This is a genomic window from Falsiroseomonas sp. HW251 (assembly GCF_050563545.1).
GTDB lineage: Bacteria > Pseudomonadota > Alphaproteobacteria > Acetobacterales > Acetobacteraceae > Falsiroseomonas.
The window spans coordinates 70066-90257 of sequence record NZ_JBNXUM010000018.1; the positions used below are offsets into that span (position 1 = coordinate 70066).

21 protein-coding genes, 1 tRNA gene, 1 other RNA gene and 1 pseudogene are annotated in these 20192 nt (G+C 72.9%); 13 read left to right on the forward strand and 11 right to left on the reverse strand.

Features of this window, described 5'->3' with window-relative positions; genetic code table 11:
• The first annotated feature begins 4 nt into the window (after nucleotides 1-4).
• The 7 genes from phoB to ACLF3M_RS21250 all read left to right on the forward strand — a co-directional run bounded on the left by phoB (nucleotide 5) and on the right by ACLF3M_RS21250 (nucleotide 4817).
• Nucleotides 5-715 (forward strand): phosphate regulon transcriptional regulator PhoB, encoded by a 711-nt coding sequence (gene phoB, locus ACLF3M_RS21220; protein WP_430658975.1) that lies wholly within the window; start codon nucleotides 5-7, stop codon nucleotides 713-715.
• A gap of 22 nt (nucleotides 716-737) precedes the next feature.
• Nucleotides 738-1604 (forward strand): hypothetical protein, encoded by an 867-nt coding sequence (locus ACLF3M_RS21225; protein ID WP_430658976.1) that lies wholly within the window; start codon nucleotides 738-740, stop codon nucleotides 1602-1604.
• A gap of 29 nt (nucleotides 1605-1633) precedes the next feature.
• Nucleotides 1634-1975, forward strand: a complete 342-nt coding sequence (locus ACLF3M_RS21230) for an STAS domain-containing protein (RefSeq protein WP_430658977.1) — start codon at nucleotides 1634-1636, stop codon at nucleotides 1973-1975.
• Nucleotides 1965-2405, forward strand: coding sequence for an ATP-binding protein (locus ACLF3M_RS21235; RefSeq protein WP_430658978.1), 441 nt, complete (start codon nucleotides 1965-1967; stop codon nucleotides 2403-2405). Before ACLF3M_RS21230 ends, ACLF3M_RS21235 begins: the two co-directional genes overlap by 11 nt.
• A gap of 319 nt (nucleotides 2406-2724) precedes the next feature.
• Entirely contained in the window at nucleotides 2725-3195 is a 471-nt protein-coding gene (locus ACLF3M_RS21240; protein WP_430658979.1) for a hypothetical protein, read from the forward strand.
• Nucleotides 3196-3219: 24 nt separating this feature from the next.
• Complete coding sequence (locus ACLF3M_RS21245; RefSeq protein WP_430658980.1) at nucleotides 3220-3582, forward strand: YciI family protein; 363 nt, start codon at nucleotides 3220-3222, stop codon at nucleotides 3580-3582.
• Nucleotides 3579-4817 (forward strand): RNA polymerase sigma factor, encoded by a 1239-nt coding sequence (locus ACLF3M_RS21250; RefSeq protein WP_430658981.1) that lies wholly within the window; start codon nucleotides 3579-3581, stop codon nucleotides 4815-4817. The genes ACLF3M_RS21245 and ACLF3M_RS21250 overlap by 4 nt, the downstream gene beginning before the upstream one ends.
• Before the next feature lie 76 nt (nucleotides 4818-4893).
• Here ACLF3M_RS21250 and ACLF3M_RS21255 read toward each other — a convergent pair whose 3' ends face one another.
• Genes ACLF3M_RS21255 through ACLF3M_RS21265 form a run of 3 tightly spaced genes read right to left on the reverse strand, consistent with a single transcriptional unit; the run spans nucleotide 4894 to nucleotide 6723 of the window.
• Nucleotides 4894-5148: a hypothetical protein gene (locus ACLF3M_RS21255; protein WP_430658982.1), complete on the reverse strand. Its 255-nt coding sequence runs from the start codon at nucleotides 5146-5148 to the stop codon at nucleotides 4894-4896.
• Complete coding sequence (locus tag ACLF3M_RS21260; RefSeq protein WP_430658983.1) at nucleotides 5148-5813, reverse strand: SOS response-associated peptidase family protein; 666 nt, start codon at nucleotides 5811-5813, stop codon at nucleotides 5148-5150. The genes ACLF3M_RS21255 and ACLF3M_RS21260 overlap by 1 nt, the downstream gene beginning before the upstream one ends.
• Nucleotides 5788-6723 carry a Ku protein gene (locus ACLF3M_RS21265; protein WP_430658984.1) on the reverse strand — a complete coding sequence of 312 codons (936 nt, stop codon included), beginning with the start codon at nucleotides 6721-6723 and terminating at the stop codon, nucleotides 5788-5790. The genes ACLF3M_RS21260 and ACLF3M_RS21265 overlap by 26 nt, the downstream gene beginning before the upstream one ends.
• 297 nt (nucleotides 6724-7020) lie before the next feature.
• On the opposite strand from ACLF3M_RS21265, the gene ACLF3M_RS21270 reads away from it, so the two are divergent.
• Together ACLF3M_RS21270 and ligD are read left to right on the forward strand one after the other, a co-directional pair.
• Nucleotides 7021-7428, forward strand: coding sequence for a hypothetical protein (locus ACLF3M_RS21270; RefSeq protein ID WP_430658985.1), 408 nt, complete (start codon nucleotides 7021-7023; stop codon nucleotides 7426-7428).
• Between the two features lie 53 nt (nucleotides 7429-7481).
• A complete protein-coding gene (ligD, locus tag ACLF3M_RS21275; protein ID WP_430658986.1) occupies nucleotides 7482-10001 on the forward strand; it encodes a DNA ligase D in 2520 nt (839 codons plus the stop codon).
• A 502-nt stretch (nucleotides 10002-10503) separates the two neighbouring features.
• Here ligD and ACLF3M_RS21280 read toward each other — a convergent pair.
• Together ACLF3M_RS21280 and ACLF3M_RS21285 are read right to left on the reverse strand one after the other, a co-directional pair.
• Nucleotides 10504-10770, reverse strand: a pseudogene (locus tag ACLF3M_RS21280) (hypothetical protein).
• A 49-nt stretch (nucleotides 10771-10819) separates the two neighbouring features.
• A tRNA-Arg gene (locus tag ACLF3M_RS21285) sits at nucleotides 10820-10896 on the reverse strand.
• Between the two features lie 103 nt (nucleotides 10897-10999).
• On the opposite strand from ACLF3M_RS21285, the gene ACLF3M_RS21290 reads away from it, so the two are divergent.
• Nucleotides 11000-11509, forward strand: a complete 510-nt coding sequence (locus tag ACLF3M_RS21290; RefSeq protein ID WP_430658987.1) for a ferritin-like domain-containing protein — start codon at nucleotides 11000-11002, stop codon at nucleotides 11507-11509.
• 80 nt (nucleotides 11510-11589) lie between these two features.
• On the opposite strand, the gene recR is transcribed toward ACLF3M_RS21290, so the two are convergent.
• The 4 genes from recR to ffs form a co-directional block, all read right to left on the reverse strand.
• Nucleotides 11590-12195: a recombination mediator RecR gene (gene recR, locus ACLF3M_RS21295; RefSeq protein WP_430658988.1), complete on the reverse strand. Its 606-nt coding sequence runs from the start codon at nucleotides 12193-12195 to the stop codon at nucleotides 11590-11592.
• A 109-nt stretch (nucleotides 12196-12304) separates the two neighbouring features.
• The gene (locus tag ACLF3M_RS21300) at nucleotides 12305-12637 is read right to left on the reverse strand and encodes a YbaB/EbfC family nucleoid-associated protein (protein WP_430658989.1); all 333 of its coding nucleotides are present in this window, start codon (nucleotides 12635-12637) and stop codon (nucleotides 12305-12307) included.
• A 5-nt stretch (nucleotides 12638-12642) separates the two neighbouring features.
• Nucleotides 12643-14583: a DNA polymerase III subunit gamma/tau gene (locus ACLF3M_RS21305; protein ID WP_430658990.1), complete on the reverse strand. Its 1941-nt coding sequence runs from the start codon at nucleotides 14581-14583 to the stop codon at nucleotides 12643-12645.
• 60 nt (nucleotides 14584-14643) lie between these two features.
• Nucleotides 14644-14742: signal recognition particle sRNA small type (gene ffs, locus ACLF3M_RS21310), an RNA gene on the reverse strand.
• 150 nt (nucleotides 14743-14892) lie between these two features.
• On the opposite strand from ffs, the gene ACLF3M_RS21315 reads away from it, so the two are divergent.
• The 3 genes from ACLF3M_RS21315 (at nucleotide 14893) to ACLF3M_RS21325 (ending at nucleotide 17337) form a co-directional block, all read left to right on the forward strand.
• Complete coding sequence (locus ACLF3M_RS21315) at nucleotides 14893-15972, forward strand: calcium:proton antiporter (RefSeq protein ID WP_430658991.1); 1080 nt, start codon at nucleotides 14893-14895, stop codon at nucleotides 15970-15972.
• A gap of 133 nt (nucleotides 15973-16105) precedes the next feature.
• Entirely contained in the window at nucleotides 16106-17032 is a 927-nt protein-coding gene (gene nudC / locus ACLF3M_RS21320) for an NAD(+) diphosphatase (RefSeq protein WP_430658992.1), read from the forward strand.
• Nucleotides 17032-17337 (forward strand): hypothetical protein, encoded by a 306-nt coding sequence (locus ACLF3M_RS21325; RefSeq protein WP_430658993.1) that lies wholly within the window; start codon nucleotides 17032-17034, stop codon nucleotides 17335-17337. Before nudC ends, ACLF3M_RS21325 begins: the two co-directional genes overlap by 1 nt.
• Nucleotides 17338-17352: 15 nt before the next feature.
• On the opposite strand, the gene ACLF3M_RS21330 is transcribed toward ACLF3M_RS21325, so the two are convergent.
• Together ACLF3M_RS21330 and ACLF3M_RS21335 are read right to left on the reverse strand one after the other, a co-directional pair.
• Nucleotides 17353-18402 (reverse strand): rhamnan synthesis F family protein, encoded by a 1050-nt coding sequence (locus ACLF3M_RS21330; RefSeq protein WP_430658994.1) that lies wholly within the window; start codon nucleotides 18400-18402, stop codon nucleotides 17353-17355.
• A complete protein-coding gene (locus ACLF3M_RS21335) occupies nucleotides 18399-20123 on the reverse strand; it encodes a class I SAM-dependent methyltransferase (protein ID WP_430659043.1) in 1725 nt (574 codons plus the stop codon). The genes ACLF3M_RS21330 and ACLF3M_RS21335 overlap by 4 nt, the downstream gene beginning before the upstream one ends.
• Between the last annotated feature and the right edge of the window lie 69 nt (nucleotides 20124-20192).

Here is a 20192-nt window from a genome sequence, read left to right on the forward strand (position 1 = left end):
CGCCATGCCCGACGCCAATGGCTTCGCGAAGCCGACCATCCTGGTCGTGGAGGACGAGGCGCCGCTGCTGACGCTGCTGCGCTACAACCTGGAGAAGCAGGGCTTCCGGGTCGAGGAAGCCGCCGACGGCCAGGAAGCGCTGCTTCGCGTTTCCGAAAGGACACCCGACCTGGTCCTGCTGGACTGGATGCTTCCGACCCTGTCGGGGATCGAGGTCTGCCGCCAGATCCGCCGCAAGCCCGCCACGCGGGAATTGCCGATCATCATGGTGACCGCGCGCACCGAGGATCAGGATGCGGTGCGCGCGCTCGACACCGGAGCGGACGACTACATCGCCAAGCCCTTTGCGATGGAGGCCCTGCTCGCGCGCATCAGGGCGCTCCTCCGGCGCTCGGGCAGCCTTCCCGTGAAGGGCCGCCTTTCCTGGCAGGACATCGTGATGGACCAGGACGCGCATCGCGTGACGCGGGGCGGGCGGTCGCTGCATCTCGGTCCCACGGAATACCGGCTGCTGGAGTTCTTCCTGCAGCATCCCGGGCGCGTCTTCTCGCGCGAACAGCTGCTGGACGGCGTCTGGGGCCGCGACATCCATGTCGAGCCGCGGACGGTGGACGTGCATATCCGCCGGCTGCGCAAGGCCGTCAACGGGGATGGCGAGATCGACGTGATCCGCACCGTGCGCTCCGCGGGCTATGCGCTGGACGTCGAGAGCTAGGCCGAGCCATCGGAGCGCGGAGATGGCGGGCGACAGCATGCCCCCAGCCGCCGCGCATGCAGGCGAGGCCGGCTTGGCGGTGGCTCATACCTCGGCGCCCTGGCTGCTGCTGTCGCTGGACGATTGCAGCCTCTCCGCCGCGACGGGGGTTGGGCAGCTGCGCCGGACCAGCGCGGCGATCCTGGCCACGCTCGCCGGACGGCGCCGCGAGCCCATCGGGGCCCGAGAGCTGGCAGAGTTGCTGGCCATCAGGACGGGCGTCGACCCCATCAGCGCCGCCCGCGCCGCGGTGACGCTGCTGCGCTCCGAGTTGCGGGTGCTCGGCCTCGCGGATCTCGTGCGGTCGCGACGCGGCCTCGGCTACTGGATCGCCGAGCGCTACGAGCTTCGTGTCGTCGGGACTTTCCCACATGACGGTCCTGGCCGGGGCCCCGCCCGGGTCGCCGGGCCACGTGCCCTGCCGTCGTTGCTGGATGCCGTCGATAGCCTTGCCGATCCCGCGGTGGAGCGCATCGGCCCGACGGCCATGCTGCCATTCGGCATCCTCGACATCGAGGACCGCAGCCTGTGCGTCGCAGGGCACCGCGTTGGCTTCGAGAGCGAACGCGACTTCAACCTTTTCGCCGCGACGGCGCTGGCCGGCGGACGACCGGTCGGGGAGACGCTGCTGATGCGGCTCTGCGGCTTCAGCGCCGGGCCTTTCGGCGCCGAGATCCTGAGGCGCACCGTGCGCCGGCTTAACCTGGCCCTGGGCCGAAAGGGCCTCGCGGTCGCCGTCGAGCCGCTCGGCAAGGCCTACGGCTCGCCCTACCGCCTGGCTGACGGCCAGCGCCCGAACGCCACGAAACCGCAATCAAACCGTCACGCAGCTGGCACGCCGCCCCTGTAGAGCCGGATCGGTTCCGCGGGAGACAGACCGTGAAGTATGAAGTCATCGAACTCGGCCCTGCGGCAAACAAGGTCCGTCTGACGGGCCGGCTCGACTCCGACACCGTCGGCGCGGTCGAGATACCCTTCACGGCCACCATCGCGTCCAGCGGCCGCAGCGTCCTTCTCGACCTGACGGAGCTGGAGTTCATGTCGTCGCTCGGCATCCGGCTGCTGCTCTCCACCTCCCGCGTGGTGAGGCGACGCGGCGGGCATTTCGTGATGTACGGCGCGCGGCCCGCCGTGATGGACGTGCTGGAGAACCTGGCCCTGGACGCGGTGCTGCCGCATGTCGCGACGGAGGAGGAAGCCCTTGCCGTGCTTGGCGCCTGAACCCGTGCGGATCGAGCGGGAGGTGCCGCTGGCGACGGCCTCCGTTGCCGCCCTGCAGGACGAGATCGCGTCCGCCCTGCAGACCGAGGGCGTGGAGGAGATCCCGACCTCCCGCGTGAGGCTGGTGATCGAGGAGCTCTCGGCGAACCTCATCATGCACGGCCGCTTCGAAAGCGAGCCGGCGCTTCTCCGCATCGCCGTGACGGCGACCGCCTCGGAGCTTGTCGTCACGCTGGACGACGCGGCGGCGCCCTTCGACCCGCGCGAAACCACGGAGCCGGCGGCCCCCGGCCTCGACGACGACAAGGTCGGCGGTCTCGGCCTGGCGCTCATCCGGCGGATCTCGACGATCCGCGACTACCGCCGCCTGCCCTCGGGATGGAACCGCACGGAAATCGCGATCCCGCGCGCGCCGAAAGGCCGAGCCTGACGGATCGGCGGGTGTCGAAAAGCGCCGACGCGGCACGCATCATTCGCTCCGGGTTCTTCGTGCCGCGCGCTGTAGCGCCCCGGCGTTGCAGCGGCGCGACGCCGCGATGACCGCTGCGCGTCTCAGCGGGCACGCCGCCGCCCTGCGTGGGTCGCGCGGTCCACCAGGGCAGTGATCGCCGCGATCGCGCCACGAAACCGGGCGAGTGCAGAAATTTCCGCGGCGCTGTCGAAATCGCCCCGGCCCGCGTGTCACGGCGTCGGGCAGCCACCTTCCGCGCCGCGGCAGGCCGCCGCCCGACCGCCGGAGCAACCGCACCGTGACATCCTCGATCCCGCCCCGCTTCGTCATCCCCGCCGCCGCCATCGGCCTCGCCTGGAACCTGTTCGGCGCAACGCGCTTCGTCGCCACCGAACTCGCGACCGAGGCCGCGCTCGTGGCCGGCGGCATGACCCCCGCCCAGGCCGCGCTGTATGCCGGCCTGCCGGGCTGGATGGCCTTGGCCTTCGCGCTCGGCGTCTTCGGCGGCGTCGCGGGCTGCGTCCTGATGCTGCTGCGCCGCCGCGCCGCGGTGCCGGTCCTTGCGGCGTCGCTCGCCGGCTATCTCGTGCTCTTTGCAGGCGACGTGACGCAGGGCGTCTTCGCGGCCTTCGGGCTGGGCCAGGTCGCGATCCTGCTGCTGGTCCTGGCAGTCGCCGCCGGGCTGCTCGCCCTGGCGTGGCGCGGCCTCGGCATGCCGGGCAAGGCCGTGCTTTCCGCTCGCCTTTCCGCCGCGCCGGCCCGATCCTGACCGCAACCGAAAGGACCGACTGCCATGCAGTTCATGCTCATCCTGAACGAGACCGAGGCCGAGTTCGCCAGGCGCTCCGGCCACCCCGACACCGCGACCTACTGGGCCGGCTGGAACGCTTTCATCGGCGCCATGGCGCAGGCCGGCATCATCGTGAAGGGCGACGCCCTCCAGGGCCCGCACAGCGCGACCACCGTGCGCGTGAAGGACGGCCGCACGATGGTGCAGGACGGCCCCTTCGCCGACACCAAGGAACAGCTCGGCGGCTACTTCGTCATCGAGGTCCCGGACCTCGACGCGGCCATCGCCTGGGCCGCGCGCGCGCCGTCCGCGGCCTATGCCTCCGTCGAGGTGCGGCCGGTGCTGCCCATGGCGCCGCGGGCGTGACGGAGGAGGTCGCGCGCCGCGCCGCCGAGGCCGCGGCGCGCGCCTCCTACGGCCGGCTCCTCGCGCTGCTCGCGGCGCGCACGCGCGACATCGCCGCGGCCGAGGACGCGCTTGCCGAGGCCTTCGCGGCGGCGCTGGTCGCCTGGCCGAGGAACGGCGTGCCGGCGAACCCCGATGCCTGGCTGATGACGGTCGCGCGCAACCGCCTGCTGAACGAGCACCGCCACGGGCGCGTCCGCGACGCCGCGTCGGCGGAACTGCTGCGCCGGCAGGAGCAAGCGGGCGATCGAGACGACGCGCTGCCGGACGAACGGCTCGGCCTGCTCTTCGCCTGCGCCCATCCCGCGATCGATGCGGCGATCCGCACGCCGCTGATGCTGCAGGCCGTGCTCGGCCTGGACGCCGCGCGGATCGCCGGCGCCTTCCTGGTCCCGCCCGCGACGATGGGGCAGCGGCTGGTGCGGGCCAAGGCGCGCATCCGCGATGCCGGCATCCGCTTCGTGGTGCCGGGGCCGGAGGTGATGCCGGAACGGCTCGCCCATGTCCTCGACGCGGTCTATGCGGCCTATGGCGTGGCCTGGGACACCGTCGGTGCGGCGGGCCCCGAGCCCGGGCGCGGCGGCCTGGCGGAGGAGGCGATCTTCCTCGGCCGCCTTCTCGTCGCGCTGCTGCCCGGCGCGCCGGAGGCGAAGGGCCTGCTCGCGCTGATGCTCTACTGCGAGGCGCGGCGCGCGGCGCGACGGGGACCGGACGGCGCCTTCGTCCCGCTCGCCGCGCAGGATCCGCGGCTGTGGGACGCCGCGATGATCCGCGAAGCCGAGGCGCTGCTGGTCGAGGCATCGCGCGCCGGCGTCTTCGGCCGCTTCCTCTGCGAGGCGGCGGTCCAGTCGGTGCATGTCGGCCGTGCCGTGCGCGGCTTCACCGACCACGCCGCGCTTCGCGTGCTGTACGACCTGCTCGTCGCGCATGTCCCGACGTTGGGCGCCCGGGTCGCGCGCGCGGCGGCGCTGCTCGAGGCCGGCGACGTCGCCGCCGCGTCCGATGCGCTCGACGAGGCAGCAGGCCTGGCCGGCGGGCCTGGCGCCGTCGCGACCTACCAGCCGTATTGGGCGACGAGGGCCCGCGTACTGGCGAGGCTCGGCGACGAGCCCGGCGGCAAGGCGGCCCTGGCAACCGCGATCGGGCTGACGAGCGACGACGCCGTGCGACGCTTCCTTCAGCGTTGCGTCCGATAGTCCATCGGATGCGGCCACGACGCCGCCGGAGCACGGGATCGCGGGCGATGCGGTCTGATCGGCAGGCCTCCGGCCGTCACCCCGCCAGGCGTCGCATCGCGAGGTAGTGGCTGCGGACGCGGGCGTAGGCCTCGGTCAGCGACCGGCCCTGGCTGAGAACGGCGGGGGAGCCCGCGCGCGTCACCACCCAGCGTCCGGCGTTGCGGTGGAAGAAGACGCGGTATCCCTCGTCGAGGTCCAGCCAGTAGCACCGCGCATGCCCGGTGAAGACAACGTCACGACCCTGGACACGCCGGACGATATCGAGCGTGGCGCCGCGCCGCCTTCCCATCAGGCCGCGTCCGCCGATGTCGCGGCGCGCCGGCCGCGCGGCCCGAACCGCAGCACCGGCTCGCGCAGCGGCAGGCTGCCCGGCGCCCATTCCTCGACCTGGCGCGCGACCGACAGGGACGGCTCCCCCAGCCTGCCTTTCCGCTGCTCGATCCGCAGCCAGGCCGCCGGGACGGGGCGCGCCACGGCAGCCAGGGCGGCGCCCGTCAGCGGCCCGTCGGCCAGCCACCGCGGCCAGGCTGCCGGCGCCAGAAGCACCGGCGTGCGCACCAGCATCGGATGCAGATCGTCGCCCGCTTCCGCCGTGATGATCGCGAAGGCCGGCCCGCCGGCGTCCTGCGTCCAGACTGCCGCGGCGGCGAGGCTCGTCGGGGTCGTCAGCGTGACGTCGATGCAGGTCCGCCGCGGTCCCAGCCGGGCGAAGCCCGACACCGGCACGATGCACCGCGCCATGCCGGCAAGGCGGCGGCCGGCGAGCTGGTCCGCACGGAACTGGAGCCGCCGCTGCGATCCGTCCGCCACGTCCAGGCCCCAGCGCAGGAAGGTCGGCATCGCATCGCCGGTCTCCGGCTGCCGGGCGACGACGAAGCAGTGCTCACCGGGCTCGCGCCGATAGGGCGGTGCGCCGAGGAACGACAACTCACCCAGCAGCACGCCGCGGGGCATGGGTGCCTCCTCTGCGGGCGGAGGTGCGGCGTTCCGCACGGCCGGCTGCCGGCGCGGCACCCCTCTTGCCGCCCGCCTCGCGCGACGCGCCGGCGCCGCGCGGCTTTTCCTCGGGCTCGGGCTTCGCGCCGGGCGGCGCCTTCAGCGAACGCCGCAACGCCTCCATGAGGTCGACGACGTTGCTCTCCGATGGCGCCGCCGACGGGCGGTGGACGGCCGCCTCGCCGCCCGACAGGCTCTCGACGAGGGCGCGCACGGCTTCCTTGTAGCGGTCGTTGAACTCGGCGGGATCGAAGGGCCCCTTGGCCTGGGCGATGATCTGCTTCGCGATCTCGACCATCCGCTTGTCGATCTTGACCTCGGCAATGGTCGCGAAGGCGTCTTCGTCGCTGCGCACCTCGTCCTGGCTGTGCAGGGTGGACAGCAGCATGCCCTTGCCGCGCGTCTCGACGGCGACGATCCGCTCCCGGCTGGACATGACGAGGCGGCCGAGCGCGACCTGGTGCTCGTCGCGCATCGCCTCGCGGATGACGGCATAGGCGTCCTGCGCCGGCTTGCCGTCGGGCACGAGGTAGTAGGGCTCGTCCCAGTAGAGACGGTCGATCTCCCGCCCATCCACGAAGCGCTCGATGTCGATGACCCTGGTGCTCTCGAGCTTCAGCTTCTTCAAGTCGTCGTCCTCGACGACGACGTAGCGGTCGCGCTCCACCTGGTAGCCGCGGACGAGGTCCTTGCGGTCGACGAAGCCGTCCTCCGGGTCTTTCCAGGCCTGCCTGACGCGGTTGAGCGTCTCGCGATGCAGCAGGTTGAAGTGGACCTGGTCGCCCTCCCCGACCGCCTTGAAGAGCCGGACGGGGCAGGTAACGAGCGACAGTCGGAGGTGCCCCTCCCATGTCGGTCGTGCTGCCATGCGCGTGGTCTCGCCTTTGGTTGGTGCGGGATATCTGGCAAACGGACGCACGGATTGACGGGTTGCCCTCCGCAGCGCGGTCGCCACGGCGCGTCGGAGTTCGCGTCTGCGATGCGAGTCGGAGGGCAGATGCCTGGATTCGCGCCCATCCGAAAAGCACCGCTCGAAGCGGCATCATTGCGGCGCAAGAACTGTGGATATGTGGATCGCGTCCGGATACGCAGGGAAAACGGCCGTCTTCGCTGCGGCACCCGCTGTGCAGACCGGCGTTGCGGCCTTGCGCACCGGAAGACGCCGATGATCCGACTCGCGAACCTCACATCTGCGGCACTGCTCGATCATGTGCAGGCCCTGCTGGTCCGGACGGCGCGCGGCCGGCGCGACCTGCCGGCACGCGCGTTTCTCGCGGACGAGGAGGGGCGTGTGACGCTGGTCGAGCTTCCCGCCCTCGCCGGCGCCGCCGACCACCGGGCGGCCGGTGCGATCCTCGGCGCGCTCGCGCGCGACCGCGCGGCCAGCCACGCGGTTGTCCAGTTGCCGCACCGGGCGGGCCCGGCCGAGGCCGTGGCGCTTCTGGCCATCGCCGCGGATGGCAGCGACCTCGGCCAGCGCCTGCTGACGGTGGAGCGGCGCCGGGATGGCCGCGTCGCGCGTCTCCTTCGCCCAGCGGGGCGCGCCACTGGCGCGGTGCCCTCCGCGGCCTGACCCGGCACGGAACCCGCGTCAGAACGGATCCGCAAGGGGCGCGTTTCCGCGGCATGGCCGCTCGCTCCTCCTCCACCCGCCCCCGCAAGCCCGATCCCCTCGATGCCTATCGGGGAAAGCGCGACTTCGCCCGCACGCCGGAGCCCCGTGGTGCCGTCGCGCCGGCGCGCGGCTCCGGGCTGCGCTTCGTGGTGCAGAAGCATGCGGCGACGCGGCTGCATTTCGACTTCCGGCTCGAACTCGGCGGCGTGCTGAAATCCTGGGCCGTGACGCGCGGACCGTCCCTCGATCCCGCGGACAAGCGCCTGGCCGTCGAGACCGAGGACCATCCGATGGACTACGTCGCCTTCGAAGGCGCCATCGAGGAGGGCTACGGCGCCGGGACGGTGATGGTCTGGGACCAGGGCAGCTGGGAGCCGGCGGCGGAGATCGCCGACCCCGCCGAAGCGCTCGCCAAGGGCAACCTGAAATTCGTGCTGCATGGGGAGCGGCTGCGCGGCGGCTGGGACCTCGTGCGCATGAAGCCGCGGCCGAAGGAGCGCGCGCCCCAATGGCTGCTGTTCAAGCGCCGTGACGAGGAGGCGCGTCCCGGCGAGGGCGGCGCGCTGGCCGAGGAAGCCACGACCTCCGTCGTCTCGGGCCGGACGATGGAGGCGATCGCCGCCGGCAAGCCCGCCATCGCGACGGCCAGGACGCCGGCCGACCCGCCGAAGCCGCGCGGCCGCGCCGCGCGGCCGGCGCGCGCGCCGACGCTCGCCTTCGTGCCGCCGCAGCTCTGCAGGCTGGTGGATCGCGCGCCGGCCGGCGCCGGCTGGCTGCACGAGATCAAGCTCGACGGCTACCGCATCGAGGCCGTGGTCGCCGGCGGCAAGGCCACGCTCTGGACCCGTAACGCCAAGGACTGGACCGCGCGCTTCCCCGAGACCGCGGCCGCGCTGGCGGCGCTGGGCGACGGCGTCGTGGATGGCGAACTCTGCGCGCTGGACGAGGAGGGGCGGCCCGATTTTGCGCTGCTGGGCTCCGCGATGGAGCGCAAGGCCACGGCTGGCCTGGTCTACTTCGCCTTCGACCTGCTCGCGGCCGGGAACGAGGACCTGCGCGGGATGCCGCTGACGGCGCGCAAGGCGCGGCTGCGGGAGTGGCTCGGCAAGACGCCCGCGACGCTGCGCTACGTCGAGCCCTTCGCCGAGGCCGGCGACGCGGTGCTGCGCAGCGCCTGCCGCATCGGCCTGGAAGGCGTCGTGTCGAAGCGTGCCGACGCGCCCTACCGGCCCGGCGACCGCGGGGGTGAGTGGGTGAAGTCGAAGTGCCGCGGCAACGACGAGTTCATCGTCATCGGCCATGGCGAGGGCGCGAAGGGCGCGCTGACGCTGCTGCTGGGCGCGCGGCGCGACGGCCGGCTGGTCTATCTCGGGCGGGTCGGCAGCGGCATCGGCGCTGGCCAGGCGACGAAGCTGTTGCGTCTGCTCGGGCCGCTGCGGCGCGCCACGCCGCCGGCAGACAACGTGCCGCCGAAGGAGCGCCGTGCGACGACCTGGGTGGAGCCGCGGCTCGTCGCGGAGATCGACTACACCGGCTGGACCGGCGACGGCCTGATCCGCCAGGCCAGCTACAAGGGGATCCGGGAGGACAAGCCTGCAGGCGAGGTCGTCGTGCCGCGGGTCGAAGCGCCGGGCCGGGCCGCCGCGCCGGCACGCCGCGCGACCGCAAAGGCCGGGGCAGGCGGCGTGTCGCTGTCGAACCCCGACAAGCTACTCTGGCCGGAGGACGGCGTGACGAAGCGCGACCTCGCGGCCTACTACGCCGCGGTCGCCGGGCCGCTGCTCGACTACGCGGGGGGGCGGCCTCTCTCGCTCGTCCGCGCGCCCGACGGCATCCACGGCCAGCGCTTCTTCCAGCGCCACCAGATGCCCGGCACGTCGCAGCTGATCCGACTCGTCGAGGTCGCCGGCGAGACGAAGCCGCTGCTCGCGATCGACAGGCCGGAGGCGCTGCAGGCCCTCGCCCAGGCCGGCGTGCTGGAGATCCATCCCTGGGGCTCGCGCATCAGCGACGAGGACCGGCCCGATCGCCTGGTCTTCGACTTCGATCCCGACGAGGGGCTGCCCTTCGCGCGCGTGGTGGAGGCGGCGAAGGAGATGCGCCAGCGCCTGGAGACGCTGGGCCTCGCTGCCTTCTGCAAGACCACCGGCGGAAAGGGCCTGCATGTCGTGGTGCCCCTGAAGCCCCGCGTGGACTGGGCGGAGGCCAAGGCGTTCTGCCGGGCGATGGTGGAACTGATGGCGGCCGACAGCCGTGACCGCTTCACGACCAGCATCGCGAAGCGGACGCGGACGGGCCGGATCTTCCTCGACTACCTCAGGAACGACCGCGGCTCGACGGCGGTCGCGGCGTGGTCGCCGCGGGCGCGGCCCGGCGCGACGGTATCGATGCCGCTGTCCTGGGCGGAGGTCGGACCGAAGCTCGATCCAGCCGCCTTCACCATCCACACGGCCCGAGCGCGGATCAAGGGGCGGACCGGCCCTTGGGACGGCTACGACGGGGCCGGCCGCGTGCTCCCCAAGCTGCGCTGAGACGGCCGACGCGCGGATCCCCCCGCATCGGCACGCGACGCAGGCGGGCATGCTGCGCAACGCCGGCTTGTCCGGCCAGGGATAGATCCGGTAGCCGGTGAGGGCGTCGTCCGGGCGAAGCTCGCCCTCCATCACCCGCGGCGGCATCCCGAGCCCGCGTGCGCAGGCCGGCGGCGCCACCGCCCACTCCGCCAGCACGGCGCAGCCTGCGCGGCGGCTCTTCAGCGTCGGGCGGCGCCCGCGATGGAGCAGCCGGATGCTGCGCGCGCCGAGCGCGGCGTAGGCGGCCTCGCCCAATTCGAGCAGCCAGGCCGCGAGCGGGTCCTCGACGTTGCGTCGAGAAGTGCGCCAGGTTCACCCAGTCCGCGTCGAGCAGCGGATGCCGGTCGGCGGCCACGCGGGCATGACACTCATTGATCGAGTGCGTCCAGTCCGTTCGGCCTGCGCAAGCGGCGCGTCGCGGCATCCGGGATGAAATGCATCTCGACGCGGTCCACCAGCATCACCGGACACCGAGCGGTCGGTCCTCCGGCCAGGCGGCGCGCACCGCCGCGAAGACCTCGAGCGGAAAGCGCATCCGGTTCTCGAGGCTGCCGCCATACGCGTCCTCCCGTCAGTTCGCGATGGGCGAGAGGAAGCTGCTGACGAGGTAGCCAAGCGAGCCGTGGATCTCGAGAAGGTCGATGCCGAGCCGTGCGCATCGCCGCGTGGCGCCGGTAAAGGCGGCAATAACCCCGTCCATGCCGGCGCGGGTCATCTCGCGTGGCACCGGCCATCCTTCGGCCCAGGGGACCGGCGACCGCAAGCGACGGATCAGATGGCGTTCCCGGCGGGATTCGAACCCACGACCCCCAGATTAGGAATCTGGTGCTCTATCCGGCTGAGCTACGGGAACCCAGACGCGTCTTAGCATATCCGGCCGTCGCCGCGCGAGGGCCCGGAACCGCGCGCGGGGCTGGGCCGTTGCCGCGGCTGACCCACACACGGAGGAACACGCCTTGGCCAGCAGCATCCGCGACATCTACATCGCCGGTCTCAGCAACGCCCATGCGCTGGAGGCCCAGGCCATCCAGCTCTGCAACCGCCAGGTCGAGCGGCTGGAGAACTATCCCGAGATGCGCGAACGCCTGCGCGAGCACGCCGAGGAATCCCGCCGCCAGCAGGAGAGGATCGACCAGCTCCTGCAGGCGCTCGGCACCTCGCCCTCCACGCTGAAGGACATCGGCACCTCCATCATGGGCAACCTGGCCGCGATGGGGCATGCGTTGGCGCAGGACGAGGTGATCAAGAACACCTTCGCCAACTACGCCTTCGAGCATTTCGAGATCGCGAGCTACCGTGCGCTGATCGAGATGGCGCAGGCCGCCGGCGACAGCGCCGCCCCGAAGCTCCTCGAGCAGAGCCTGAACGAGGAGATCCGCATGGCGCAGTGGATCGAGCAGCACCTCAGCCCGACGGTCCGCCGCTACATGCAGCTCGAGGCCAGCGGGCAGAAGTCCGGGGTGTAAGGCGACCCACAGGACCGCGGAAGCGGCCCCGCGCTCAGCGCAAGCCAAGCGGCCGGAGGCCGCGCCGGCGATTGAGGCATTTAAACAGGCCGCCGCGCGCGCAACGCGGCGGCCAGCGTACCTTCGTCCAGCACGTCCAGCGCCCCGCCGACGGGAACCCCCTGGGCGAGCCGCGTCACGGCGACCCCCGTCGGCTTAAGACGGTCGGTCAGGTAATGCGCGGTCGCCGTGCCATCTACGGTCGCCGGTAGGGCTATGATGATCTCCTCGACCCCGCCGCCGTCGTCACGCTGGCCGATGCGTCCGATCAGCGGCTGGATCGAAAGCTCCTCCGGCCCGACACCGCCCAGCGGCGACAGTACCCCGCCCAGCACGTGATAGAGCCCGCGATGGGCATGCGCGCGTTCCAGCGCCCAGAGATCGGCCACGCCTTCCACCACGCAGACGAGGTGGCGGTCGCGCTGGGGGTCGCGGCAGATGCCGCACGGACTCTGCGCATCGAGGTTGCCGCAGACCTCGCAGGGCTTCACGGCCTGCGCCGCCTCGATCAGCGCCTCGGCCAGCGGCAGCATCGTCTCCTGCGGGCGCATCAGCATGCGCAGCACCGCCCGTCGCGCGCTGCGCCGCCCCAAGCCGGGGGTCTTCGCCAGCAGCGCGATCAGCCGCTCGATGGGGTCGTCTTGCATATGCCCTCAAGCGCCGGGCGCGCGCTTGGCTTGCGCGCCTACGCGCTGCTGCGCCCGGCCGGATGGTTGCGCTGCGCGCGGGGTCGCATCCGCGGCCAGGATCGCGCGCTCAGAACGGCAGCTTCAGCCCGCCGAGCCCGCCCGGGATGTTCAGACCCGCCGTCGCCTTCTGCATCTCCTCGGCCATCGTCGCCTCGACCTTCTGCTTGGCGTCGGCATGGGCCGCGACCAGAAGATCCTCGAGCACTTCCTTCTCGTCGGCCGTCATCAGGGACGGATCGATAGCGACGCGCCGCAGGTCGCCCTTGCCGGACAGCAGCACCTTCACCATGCCGGCGCCCGACTGGCCCTCGACCTCCATCGCCTCGAGCCTGGCCTGCATCTCGGCCATCTTGCTCTGCATCTGCTGCGCCTGCTTGAGCATGTTGCCCAGGTTCTTCATCGCGCTCAGTCCTCCTCGGGAGATTCATCGTCGAAGCCGGCGGGCTCGGCGACCGGCGGCGCGAAATCGCGCCCGGGCTCCAACTCCGCGAAGTCGCGGCCGTCATCCATCGCGTCGGCCGAAGGCGGCGGGAGGCCGTAGGCGTCGAGCGAGCCGTCGCGCACCGCCTCGATCACCGCGCCGGGGAAGGCCTGCAGGACGGCCTGCACCAGGGGGTGAACGCGCGCGATCGCCAGCCGATCCTGCTCCGCCGCGCGGCCCTGCTCGGCCAGCGTCGGCTCGCCGCCGTTGCCGACCAGCGACACGGTCCACCGCGTCCCCGTCGCCTGCTGCAGCAGCCCGACGATCTGCTGCGCGAGATCGCGCGGCGCATCGGGGCGCGGGCGGATCTCGATCCGGCCGGGCGCGACATGCACGGGATGGACGGAATGCACGAGATGCGCGTGCAGCAGCGGCTGCCGCCCGGAGGCGAGCGCCACGACCTCGCGCCAGGAACTGATCTGCGGCGCGGCCGGCGCGACGGGCTGGGGTGCAGCCGCGGCCACGGCCCCGCCACCCGCGATCGCGCGCAGCGCACCGCCACCGCCGCCGCCGCCGCCCGAAGGCGTCGGCGCTCCGCCGCCCTGCGCGCCCATCTCCTGCAGCCGCCTCACCAGGTCGCCCGGCGTCGGCAGGTCGGCGACGTGGGCGACGCGGATCAGCACCATCTCCGCGGCCGCGCGGCGGTCGACGCCGTCCTGCGCAACCTCCTGCGCGCCCTTCAGCAGCATCTGCCAGGTCCGCGCCAGCACCGGGATCGCCAGCCTGTCCGCCAGCGCCGATCCGCGCACGCGCTCGTCCTCGGTCAGCGCGGGATCGTTGCGCAGCGCGGGGATGGTCTTCAGGCGCGAGAGCAGATGCGTCAGGCCCAGCAGGTCCGCCAGCATCACGCCGGGATCGACGCCGCGGTCATGCGCCTGGCCGGACAGCTCCAGCGCGCGCGCGACCTCGCCGGCCATGAGCGCCTCGATCAGCGAGATCGCGAGCGCCCGGTCCGCCAGGCCGAGCATCTCCCGCACCGCCTCGGCCGTCACGGCCCCGCCGCCCGCCAGGGCGATCGCCTGGTCGAGGATGGAGAGCCCGTCGCGGACCGACCCGTCGGCCGCGCGCGCGACCATGGCCAGCGCCTCCTCCTCGGCCGCGACGCCCTCCCTGCCGCAGATCGTCGCGAAATGCGCGCGCAACACCTCCTGCGGGACACGCCGCAGGTGGAAGGTCTGGCAGCGCGACAGGATCGTCGCCGGCACCTTGCGCAGCTCCGTCGTCGCCAGCATGAACTTCACGTCCGGCGGCGGCTCCTCCAGCGTCTTGAGCAGCGCGTTGAAGGCGGCGGACGAGAGCATGTGCACCTCGTCCAGGATGATGACCTTGAAGCGGCCCTGGGCGGGGCGGAAGCGCAGGCGCTCGCGCAGCTCCCGCACGTCGTCCACGCCGTTGTTGGATGCGGCGTCGAGCTCCTGCACGTCGGGGTGCCGGTCGGCCAGGATCGCGCGGCATTCCGGACAGACGCCGCAGGGATCGGGCGTCGGCCCGCCCTTGCCGTCGGGGCCGATGCAGTTCAGGGCGCGGGCGATGATCCGCGCGGTGGTGGTCTTCCCGACCCCGCGGACGCCGGTCAGCATGAAGGCGTGGTGCACGCGCCCCTGGGCGAAAGCGTTGCGCAGCGTGCGGACCAGGGCTTCCTGCCCGATCAGGTCGGCGAAGGATTGCGGGCGGTATTTGCGCGCGAGGACGCGGTAGGGCGTGGCGGGCTGGTCAGGCACCGCGGCCGGCGCGGGCGCGGGTTCGGGCGCCGCGGCGGGCTTCGGCGGCGCGGGGTCGCCGAACAGGCCGGGGCCGTCCGGCGCGGGTGGCTCCGGCAGGTCTTCGTCTTCGGGAAGCGGGTTGCCGAGAAGGTCGCTGGCCATGGGGTCCGGGATCGCTCGGGGCCCGGTCGGGCCAGTTCTGAAGCCCTCGGGGATGAGGGAGGTGGAAGGCCGGCGGGCGACCCGCGCGAGAACTCGTTACGGCTGCTTCCTTCCGGACCTGACCGGGTTGGCGAGGGGCACGTCCGTCGCCGACCTTCCGCCCCCTATATCGGGCTTCGCGGGGCGCGGAGCAATGGGAGGGCGGGCGGCCTGGGCCGAATCGACGGAACGTCAGGCCTCCTCGGGCTTGCCGGTTCGACCCGGCCGCGCATTCTTGCTGCGGCCGTGCCGGCGGGCGAGACTGCGCCGATGACGAGCGCCCCGATCGACCGCATCCCGCTCCATACGGTCGTCCTGCCGGCGCTTGGCATCGTGGCCTGGCTCCTGGCCGGCAAGGCGGGCCCGGGAGCCCTGGCGGTCGTGCTGGCGGCGGTGCTGCTGGGCAACGTGGTGGCCGCTGTGCACCACGCCGAAGTGGTGGCGCTCCGGGTAGGCGAGCCCTTCGGGACGCTGGTGCTGGCCCTTGCCGTCACCGTCATCGAGGTCGGGCTGATTATCTCCATGATGCTGGGCGTGGAGCCGAACCCGGCGCTGCTGCGGGATTCCGTGCATGCCGTCGTCATGCTCGTGCTGCATGGGCTTGCCGGCCTCTGCATCGTGGTCGGGGCCATCCGCCAGCGCGAGACCGAATTCCGGGTGGAGGGCGCCAATGCCTTCCTCGCCGTGCTGATCCCGATGGCGGTGATGGTGCTGGTGCTGCCGAACGTCCTGGTTTCGGTGCCCGGCCCCTTCTACTCGCCCCTCCAGCTTGGCTTCGTCTCGGCCGCCTGCCTCGGGCTCTATGTCGCCTTCCTCTTCATCCAGACGAACTGGCACCGCGCCTACTTCCTGCCGGTGGGAGAGGACGAGGCGGCGGACCATGCGGGGCCGAGCGGGCGCCTGGCGCTCGCCTCGCTCGGCCTGCTAGCCGTGGCGCTGCTGTCCGTCGTGCTGCTGGCGAAGAGCCTGGCGCCGGCGCTCGAGGCCGCGGTGGCGGCGGCCGGTGCGCCCTTCGCGGTCGTCGGCGTCGTCATTGCCGCCATCGTGCTGCTGCCCGAAACGGCCGCGGCGGTGCGGGCGGCGGCGCGCAACCGGCTGCAGGCCAGCATCAACCTAGCCCTCGGCAGCGCGGTGGCCTCGATCGGCTTGGCCGTGCCCTCGATCGCGCTCGTGGCGTCCTGGATGGGGCTGCCGCTGGAACTCGGCATCTCCGCGGGCGCCAGCGTGCTCATGTCGCTCGGCTTCGTCGTGGCCATCATCACCTACGGCACCGGGCGGACGAACCTGCTGTCGGGCATCGTCCATCTCGTGCTGCTGGCGGCCTACGTGTTCACCGTCTTCGCGCCCTGAGGGGGGCCGCGCGACCGCCGCGGCTCACCCTGTCAGGCATGGGGTCTCCGAAACCGAGGATAGCGCAGGCCCGAACCGTCCCGCCACGCCCGCGGTTGCCCCCCGCCCCCCCGCATGGCACATCACGGGCCGCATGCTCTCCATCCCCGCCAGCAGGCCCAACGCCTATACCGGCAGCCCGCTCGACCGCGCCGGCCACCTGCGCGAGGACGCGGACTGGATCCACCAGGCGCTGGCGGACCCCGAGACGCTCTTCGCGCCGGTCTGGCGCGCGCGATCGCTGATGAAGGGCGTCGAGGCCGGCCAGCCCGAGGCCGTGCTGCTGACCGCCGCGGCGGCCGAGGCGGTGCGGATGCAGGACGGTCCCTGGGCCTTCCTCGGCCTCTGGGACGGGCGGCCGGTCTTCACGGTGGACTGCTCCGCGGCCGAGGACCCGCTCCCGCTGCTGCCCGACGGCATGGGTGCCTTCACCGACCTGCGCCAGGTCGCGGGGCTGCTGCCGCCGGGCGAGGCGAGCGTGCTCGCCCATGCCCGGGGGCTGATGCACTGGCGCACGCGGCACCGCTTCTGCGGCGCCTGCGGCGCGCCCTGCACGCCGCGCAGCGCCGGCAACGTCATGGTCTGCACCGCCTGCAACGCCCAGCATTTCCCGCGCACGGACCCCGCGGTCATCATGCTGGTGGTGCGCGGCGACCGATGCCTGCTCGGCCATTCCCAGCGCTTCCCGAACACGACGATGTACTCGACGCTGGCCGGCTTCGTGGAACCCGGCGAGAGCTTCGAGGAAGCGGTCAGGCGGGAAGTGAAGGAAGAGGCCGGCGTCGAGGTCGGCGACGTCTTCTACCACTCGTCCCAGCCCTGGCCCTTCCCGTCCTCCATCATGATCGGCTTCCACGCCGAGGGGCTGAGCGAGGCCATCACCATCGACCCCGAGGAACTGCGCGACGCCCGCTGGTTCACCAAGGACGAGGTGCGCAACCACCAGGCGCACGGCTTCGGCCTGCCGCGCGTCGATTCGATCGCCCGCCGGCTGATCGAGGATTGGCTGGAGGCAGGCTGATGCGTGCGTTACTCGCGGTGGGTCTGGCCGCGCTGCTGGCCGCCTGCGGGCGCGGCGGGCCGGAGCCCGCGCCGATGCTGACCGACGACCCCGCGGCGATGCAGGAATGCCGGGCGGAGGCGCGGAACAGCCAGCAGGTCCGGGACGTGCAGCGCACGGCCTGGAACGAGAACCTCTACCGGACGGACATCGTCAACCGGAACCTGCGCGAGGCCGAGGCGAATGCGGAGCTCGACTGCCTGCGCCGGCGCGGCGTCGTGCGCGGCGGCGGGGTGGAACAGGTGAGGCCGCCCGCGCTGTTCTGAACGGACGCGTCGCCGTCACGGCGCGCGGTTGCGCAGCGACCGCTCGAGGTCGCGCAGGATCACCTCGGGATCGCCATGCCCGGCTTGCGCAAGCACGTCGCGCCAGGCCGCCACGTCCTGCACCCCGCCCGGATTGTCCCGCAGCAATTCGCGCTTCAGGAACGGGCAGCCCTGCTCCAGCAGCGCCCGCCACAGGTCGGCGGTGGGATTGAGCGGCACGCGCCGCGCCGCCGCGCGCAGCACGCGCTCGCGGTTCCGTTCGCTGGCCTCCGTCATCGGGTCCGGCGGCGGCGCCTCCCTCTCCTCGGCTGCGACCTCGGCCGATCGGCGGAGGTGGTCCAGCACGTCGGTATAGGGCCAGAGCGCCCTGCAGCGCAGGCCGGCCGCCATCATTGCCCGCGTCAGCCCGATCTCGGAGTCCAGCACCACGCCTCGCTTCAGGCGTCGGTTGGGAACGCCCGACCAGAAGGCCCCGAAGGCCGGATCGCGCAGCACGCGCCGCCCGAACACGACGAGGTAGGTCTGCAGGTGCCAGCGGTGCTGCCAGCTATCGGTGACACCCCAGACATCGGCCTCGCCGAAATCCATCCGGTCCACCAGCCGGGCCACCGGAGCGAAGGGGCCATAGACGCTGTCATTGGCAATGGCGAGCAGCGCGGTGTCTGCACGCGGCAGGCCGCAGGCCGCGATGCCGTCCCGCCAGGCCCCGAAATCGTAGCCGACATTCTCTCGCTCGATCACGCGCCAGGCGCGCGCCAGGATCCAGGCGCGATCCTCCGGCGCGATCGGCGCGCCGTTGCTGACGAAGACCACGGCGAAGCCGGCCTCGCGCAGTGAGTCCAGGTAGTCGCGCGTGTGACGCCAGATCCGGCCTCTCCTGTCGTAGTGGCAGAACACCACCACGCGGGCCCCTGGCGTCTCCCCCGCGCCGCTGCCGGCCGTCTCGGCGCGGATGCGCGGGCGCGTGTCGAAGCGGACCACCGCGCCTTCAAGCTTGGCCGCGCCATCGATCGCCGTCTGCCGGGACCGCCGCCAGACCGCCATCGCAAAGCGCCGCAAGCTCATGATGGGTCGGGCTCGCGCTCGAGCCGGACGGCCTCCTCGTGCCGGCCGAGCCGGCGAAGCGCCAGGACCGTCGCCTTGCGCCCCGGCCCTGCCAGCGTCATCGCCGAGCCGCCGGTGCGCCCGCCCGCGCGCGCGCGCGCCGCCTCGTCCCGCAGCCGCCCGAGCCGTTCCAGCGCGCGCTCCGCCGAGCCGCCCGCGACCTGCAACTCCCGCACGCCCGCGCAGTACAGCAGGTCCAGCGCATCGTCGCCGCCCGCTTCGCCCGCGGGCAGCGCCATCGCCTCCGCCACCACGGCCTCCATCTGGCCGGCCAGGTCGAAGCGCGCCGCGTTGACCAGCCCGACATAGGCCCGCCGCCGGATGGACCGCGCCCGCGCACCGGCGGGATCGGCCGGCGCCGGCCCCAGCGCGTCGAGCCGTGCCACCAGATCCGGCGCGCCGCGCTCCGCCGCGCAGAGGATCGCCTCGGCCCGCGCCACCCAGGCGATGTCCTCGGCGTCGCCGTCATCCGTCCCGATGCGCCCGAGCGCGGCGCGCAGCCGTCCGGCCGCGGCGGCGGCCGCCTCGAACAGCGGCTCCACCGTGGCACGGGGCTCGCCGCGCAGCAGGCGGTGGAAGGCGCGGTGCAGCAGCAGCGGCCCGAGGCAGATCGGCTCCTGTTGCGCGAGGTGCTCCAGCGACGGTCCCGCCGGGCCCTTCATCTCCTCGGGGCGGGCGCGGTAGCGCGCCTCGCAGGCCGCGACGATGTCGAGCCAGAGGCTGTCCGCCGTCTCGACATCGGCCGCGTTCACCGCGGCGCGATAGGCCCGCACCATCAGCCCGATCCAGAGGTCGCCGCCCCGCTCAACCGCGGCCGCCGCCTCGCTAAGCCAGCGGCGGAACAGGGCGTCGAAGGCCGGCTCCTCCATCGGCGCCGCCGCCGCATGCGTCCCGAGCTGCGCCTCGCCCACCAGCGAGGCGCCGCCCGACCGGCGAACATGGACCTGCTCGAGGCCCGCGTTCCGCAGCAGCAGGTCGAGGCTGCGCGCGCTCTGCAGCACCAAGTGGTAGCCCAGCGAGAGCAGCGGCACGGCGAGGCCCGGCGGCGTGTCGGGCGTCAGCGCCTCGACATCCGGCGTGGTCAGCACCAGCCGCCCGCCCGGGCGCAGCGCGCCGGCCAGGGTGCGGACGAAGCCCGGCGGCGCGGCGATGTGCTCCACCACCTCGGACGCCATGACCACGTCGTACTGCCCCGCCGCCGCGGCATCGTCGCGTTCGAGGTAGCGATTCTCGATCGGCAGCCCCAGCATGTCGCGCCCGGCTGCCGCGAAGGGCGAGGGATCCAGCCCCAGCACCGTCCAGCCCAGCGCGCGGCGCGCGAAATCCAGCCCGAAGCCGAAGCCGCAGCCGACCTCGAGGAAGCGCGTGCCGGCAGGCGGGCCGAGCCGCGCCAGGTTGAAGGCGATGCCCCGGACGTTGGCGCCCTGCTGGAGGTAGAAGGCCAGCGCCGCCGCGCCACCCTGCGGCTGAGCGGCGTAGTCCGGCACATGGGCGGGGTGGACGAAGCCGCAGCCGCACGCGCCGCAGCGCAGCAGGCGCACGGCCTTCCCGGCCGGTGCCTCCGGCCAGGGCAGCAGCAGGACCGGACGCTTCGGCGCGACGTCCCCGCAATTCGGGCAGGCCGCCTCGACCGGCGGCGCATCCGGCGGTAGCCAGGTCAGGCCCTGCTCGCCGTTCCACACGTTCAACGGGATCGTCTCCGCTTCATCACAGCCAGCCGCAGGCATAGAGCAGATCGTGGCAGGCCGAAA

Excerpts from the sequence above, each read along its gene's own strand:
- ACLF3M_RS21245 (WP_430658980.1), top strand. The coding sequence starts at position 3,220 with ATGCAGTTCATGCTCATCCTGAACGAGACCGAGGCCGAGTTCGCCAGG.
- ACLF3M_RS21270 (WP_430658985.1), top strand. The coding sequence starts at position 7,021 with ATGATCCGACTCGCGAACCTCACATCTGCGGCACTGCTCGATCATGTG.
- ACLF3M_RS21260 (WP_430658983.1), bottom strand. The coding sequence starts at position 5,813 with ATGCCCCGCGGCGTGCTGCTGGGTGAGTTGTCGTTCCTCGGCGCACCG.
- ACLF3M_RS21225 (WP_430658976.1), top strand. The coding sequence starts at position 738 with ATGGCGGGCGACAGCATGCCCCCAGCCGCCGCGCATGCAGGCGAGGCC.
- ACLF3M_RS21265 (WP_430658984.1), bottom strand. The coding sequence starts at position 6,723 with ATGGCAGCACGACCGACATGGGAGGGGCACCTCCGACTGTCGCTCGTT.
- ACLF3M_RS21315 (WP_430658991.1), top strand. The coding sequence starts at position 14,893 with ATGACGAGCGCCCCGATCGACCGCATCCCGCTCCATACGGTCGTCCTG.
- ACLF3M_RS21325 (WP_430658993.1), top strand. The coding sequence starts at position 17,032 with ATGCGTGCGTTACTCGCGGTGGGTCTGGCCGCGCTGCTGGCCGCCTGC.
- ACLF3M_RS21300 (WP_430658989.1), bottom strand. The coding sequence starts at position 12,637 with ATGAAGAACCTGGGCAACATGCTCAAGCAGGCGCAGCAGATGCAGAGC.
- nudC (WP_430658992.1), top strand. The coding sequence starts at position 16,106 with ATGCTCTCCATCCCCGCCAGCAGGCCCAACGCCTATACCGGCAGCCCG.
- ACLF3M_RS21305 (WP_430658990.1), bottom strand. The coding sequence starts at position 14,583 with ATGGCCAGCGACCTTCTCGGCAACCCGCTTCCCGAAGACGAAGACCTG.
- ACLF3M_RS21255 (WP_430658982.1), bottom strand. The coding sequence starts at position 5,148 with ATGGGAAGGCGGCGCGGCGCCACGCTCGATATCGTCCGGCGTGTCCAG.
- ligD (WP_430658986.1), top strand. The coding sequence starts at position 7,482 with ATGGCCGCTCGCTCCTCCTCCACCCGCCCCCGCAAGCCCGATCCCCTC.
- phoB (WP_430658975.1), top strand. The coding sequence starts at position 5 with ATGCCCGACGCCAATGGCTTCGCGAAGCCGACCATCCTGGTCGTGGAG.
- ACLF3M_RS21330 (WP_430658994.1), bottom strand. The coding sequence starts at position 18,402 with ATGAGCTTGCGGCGCTTTGCGATGGCGGTCTGGCGGCGGTCCCGGCAG.
- recR (WP_430658988.1), bottom strand. The coding sequence starts at position 12,195 with ATGCAAGACGACCCCATCGAGCGGCTGATCGCGCTGCTGGCGAAGACC.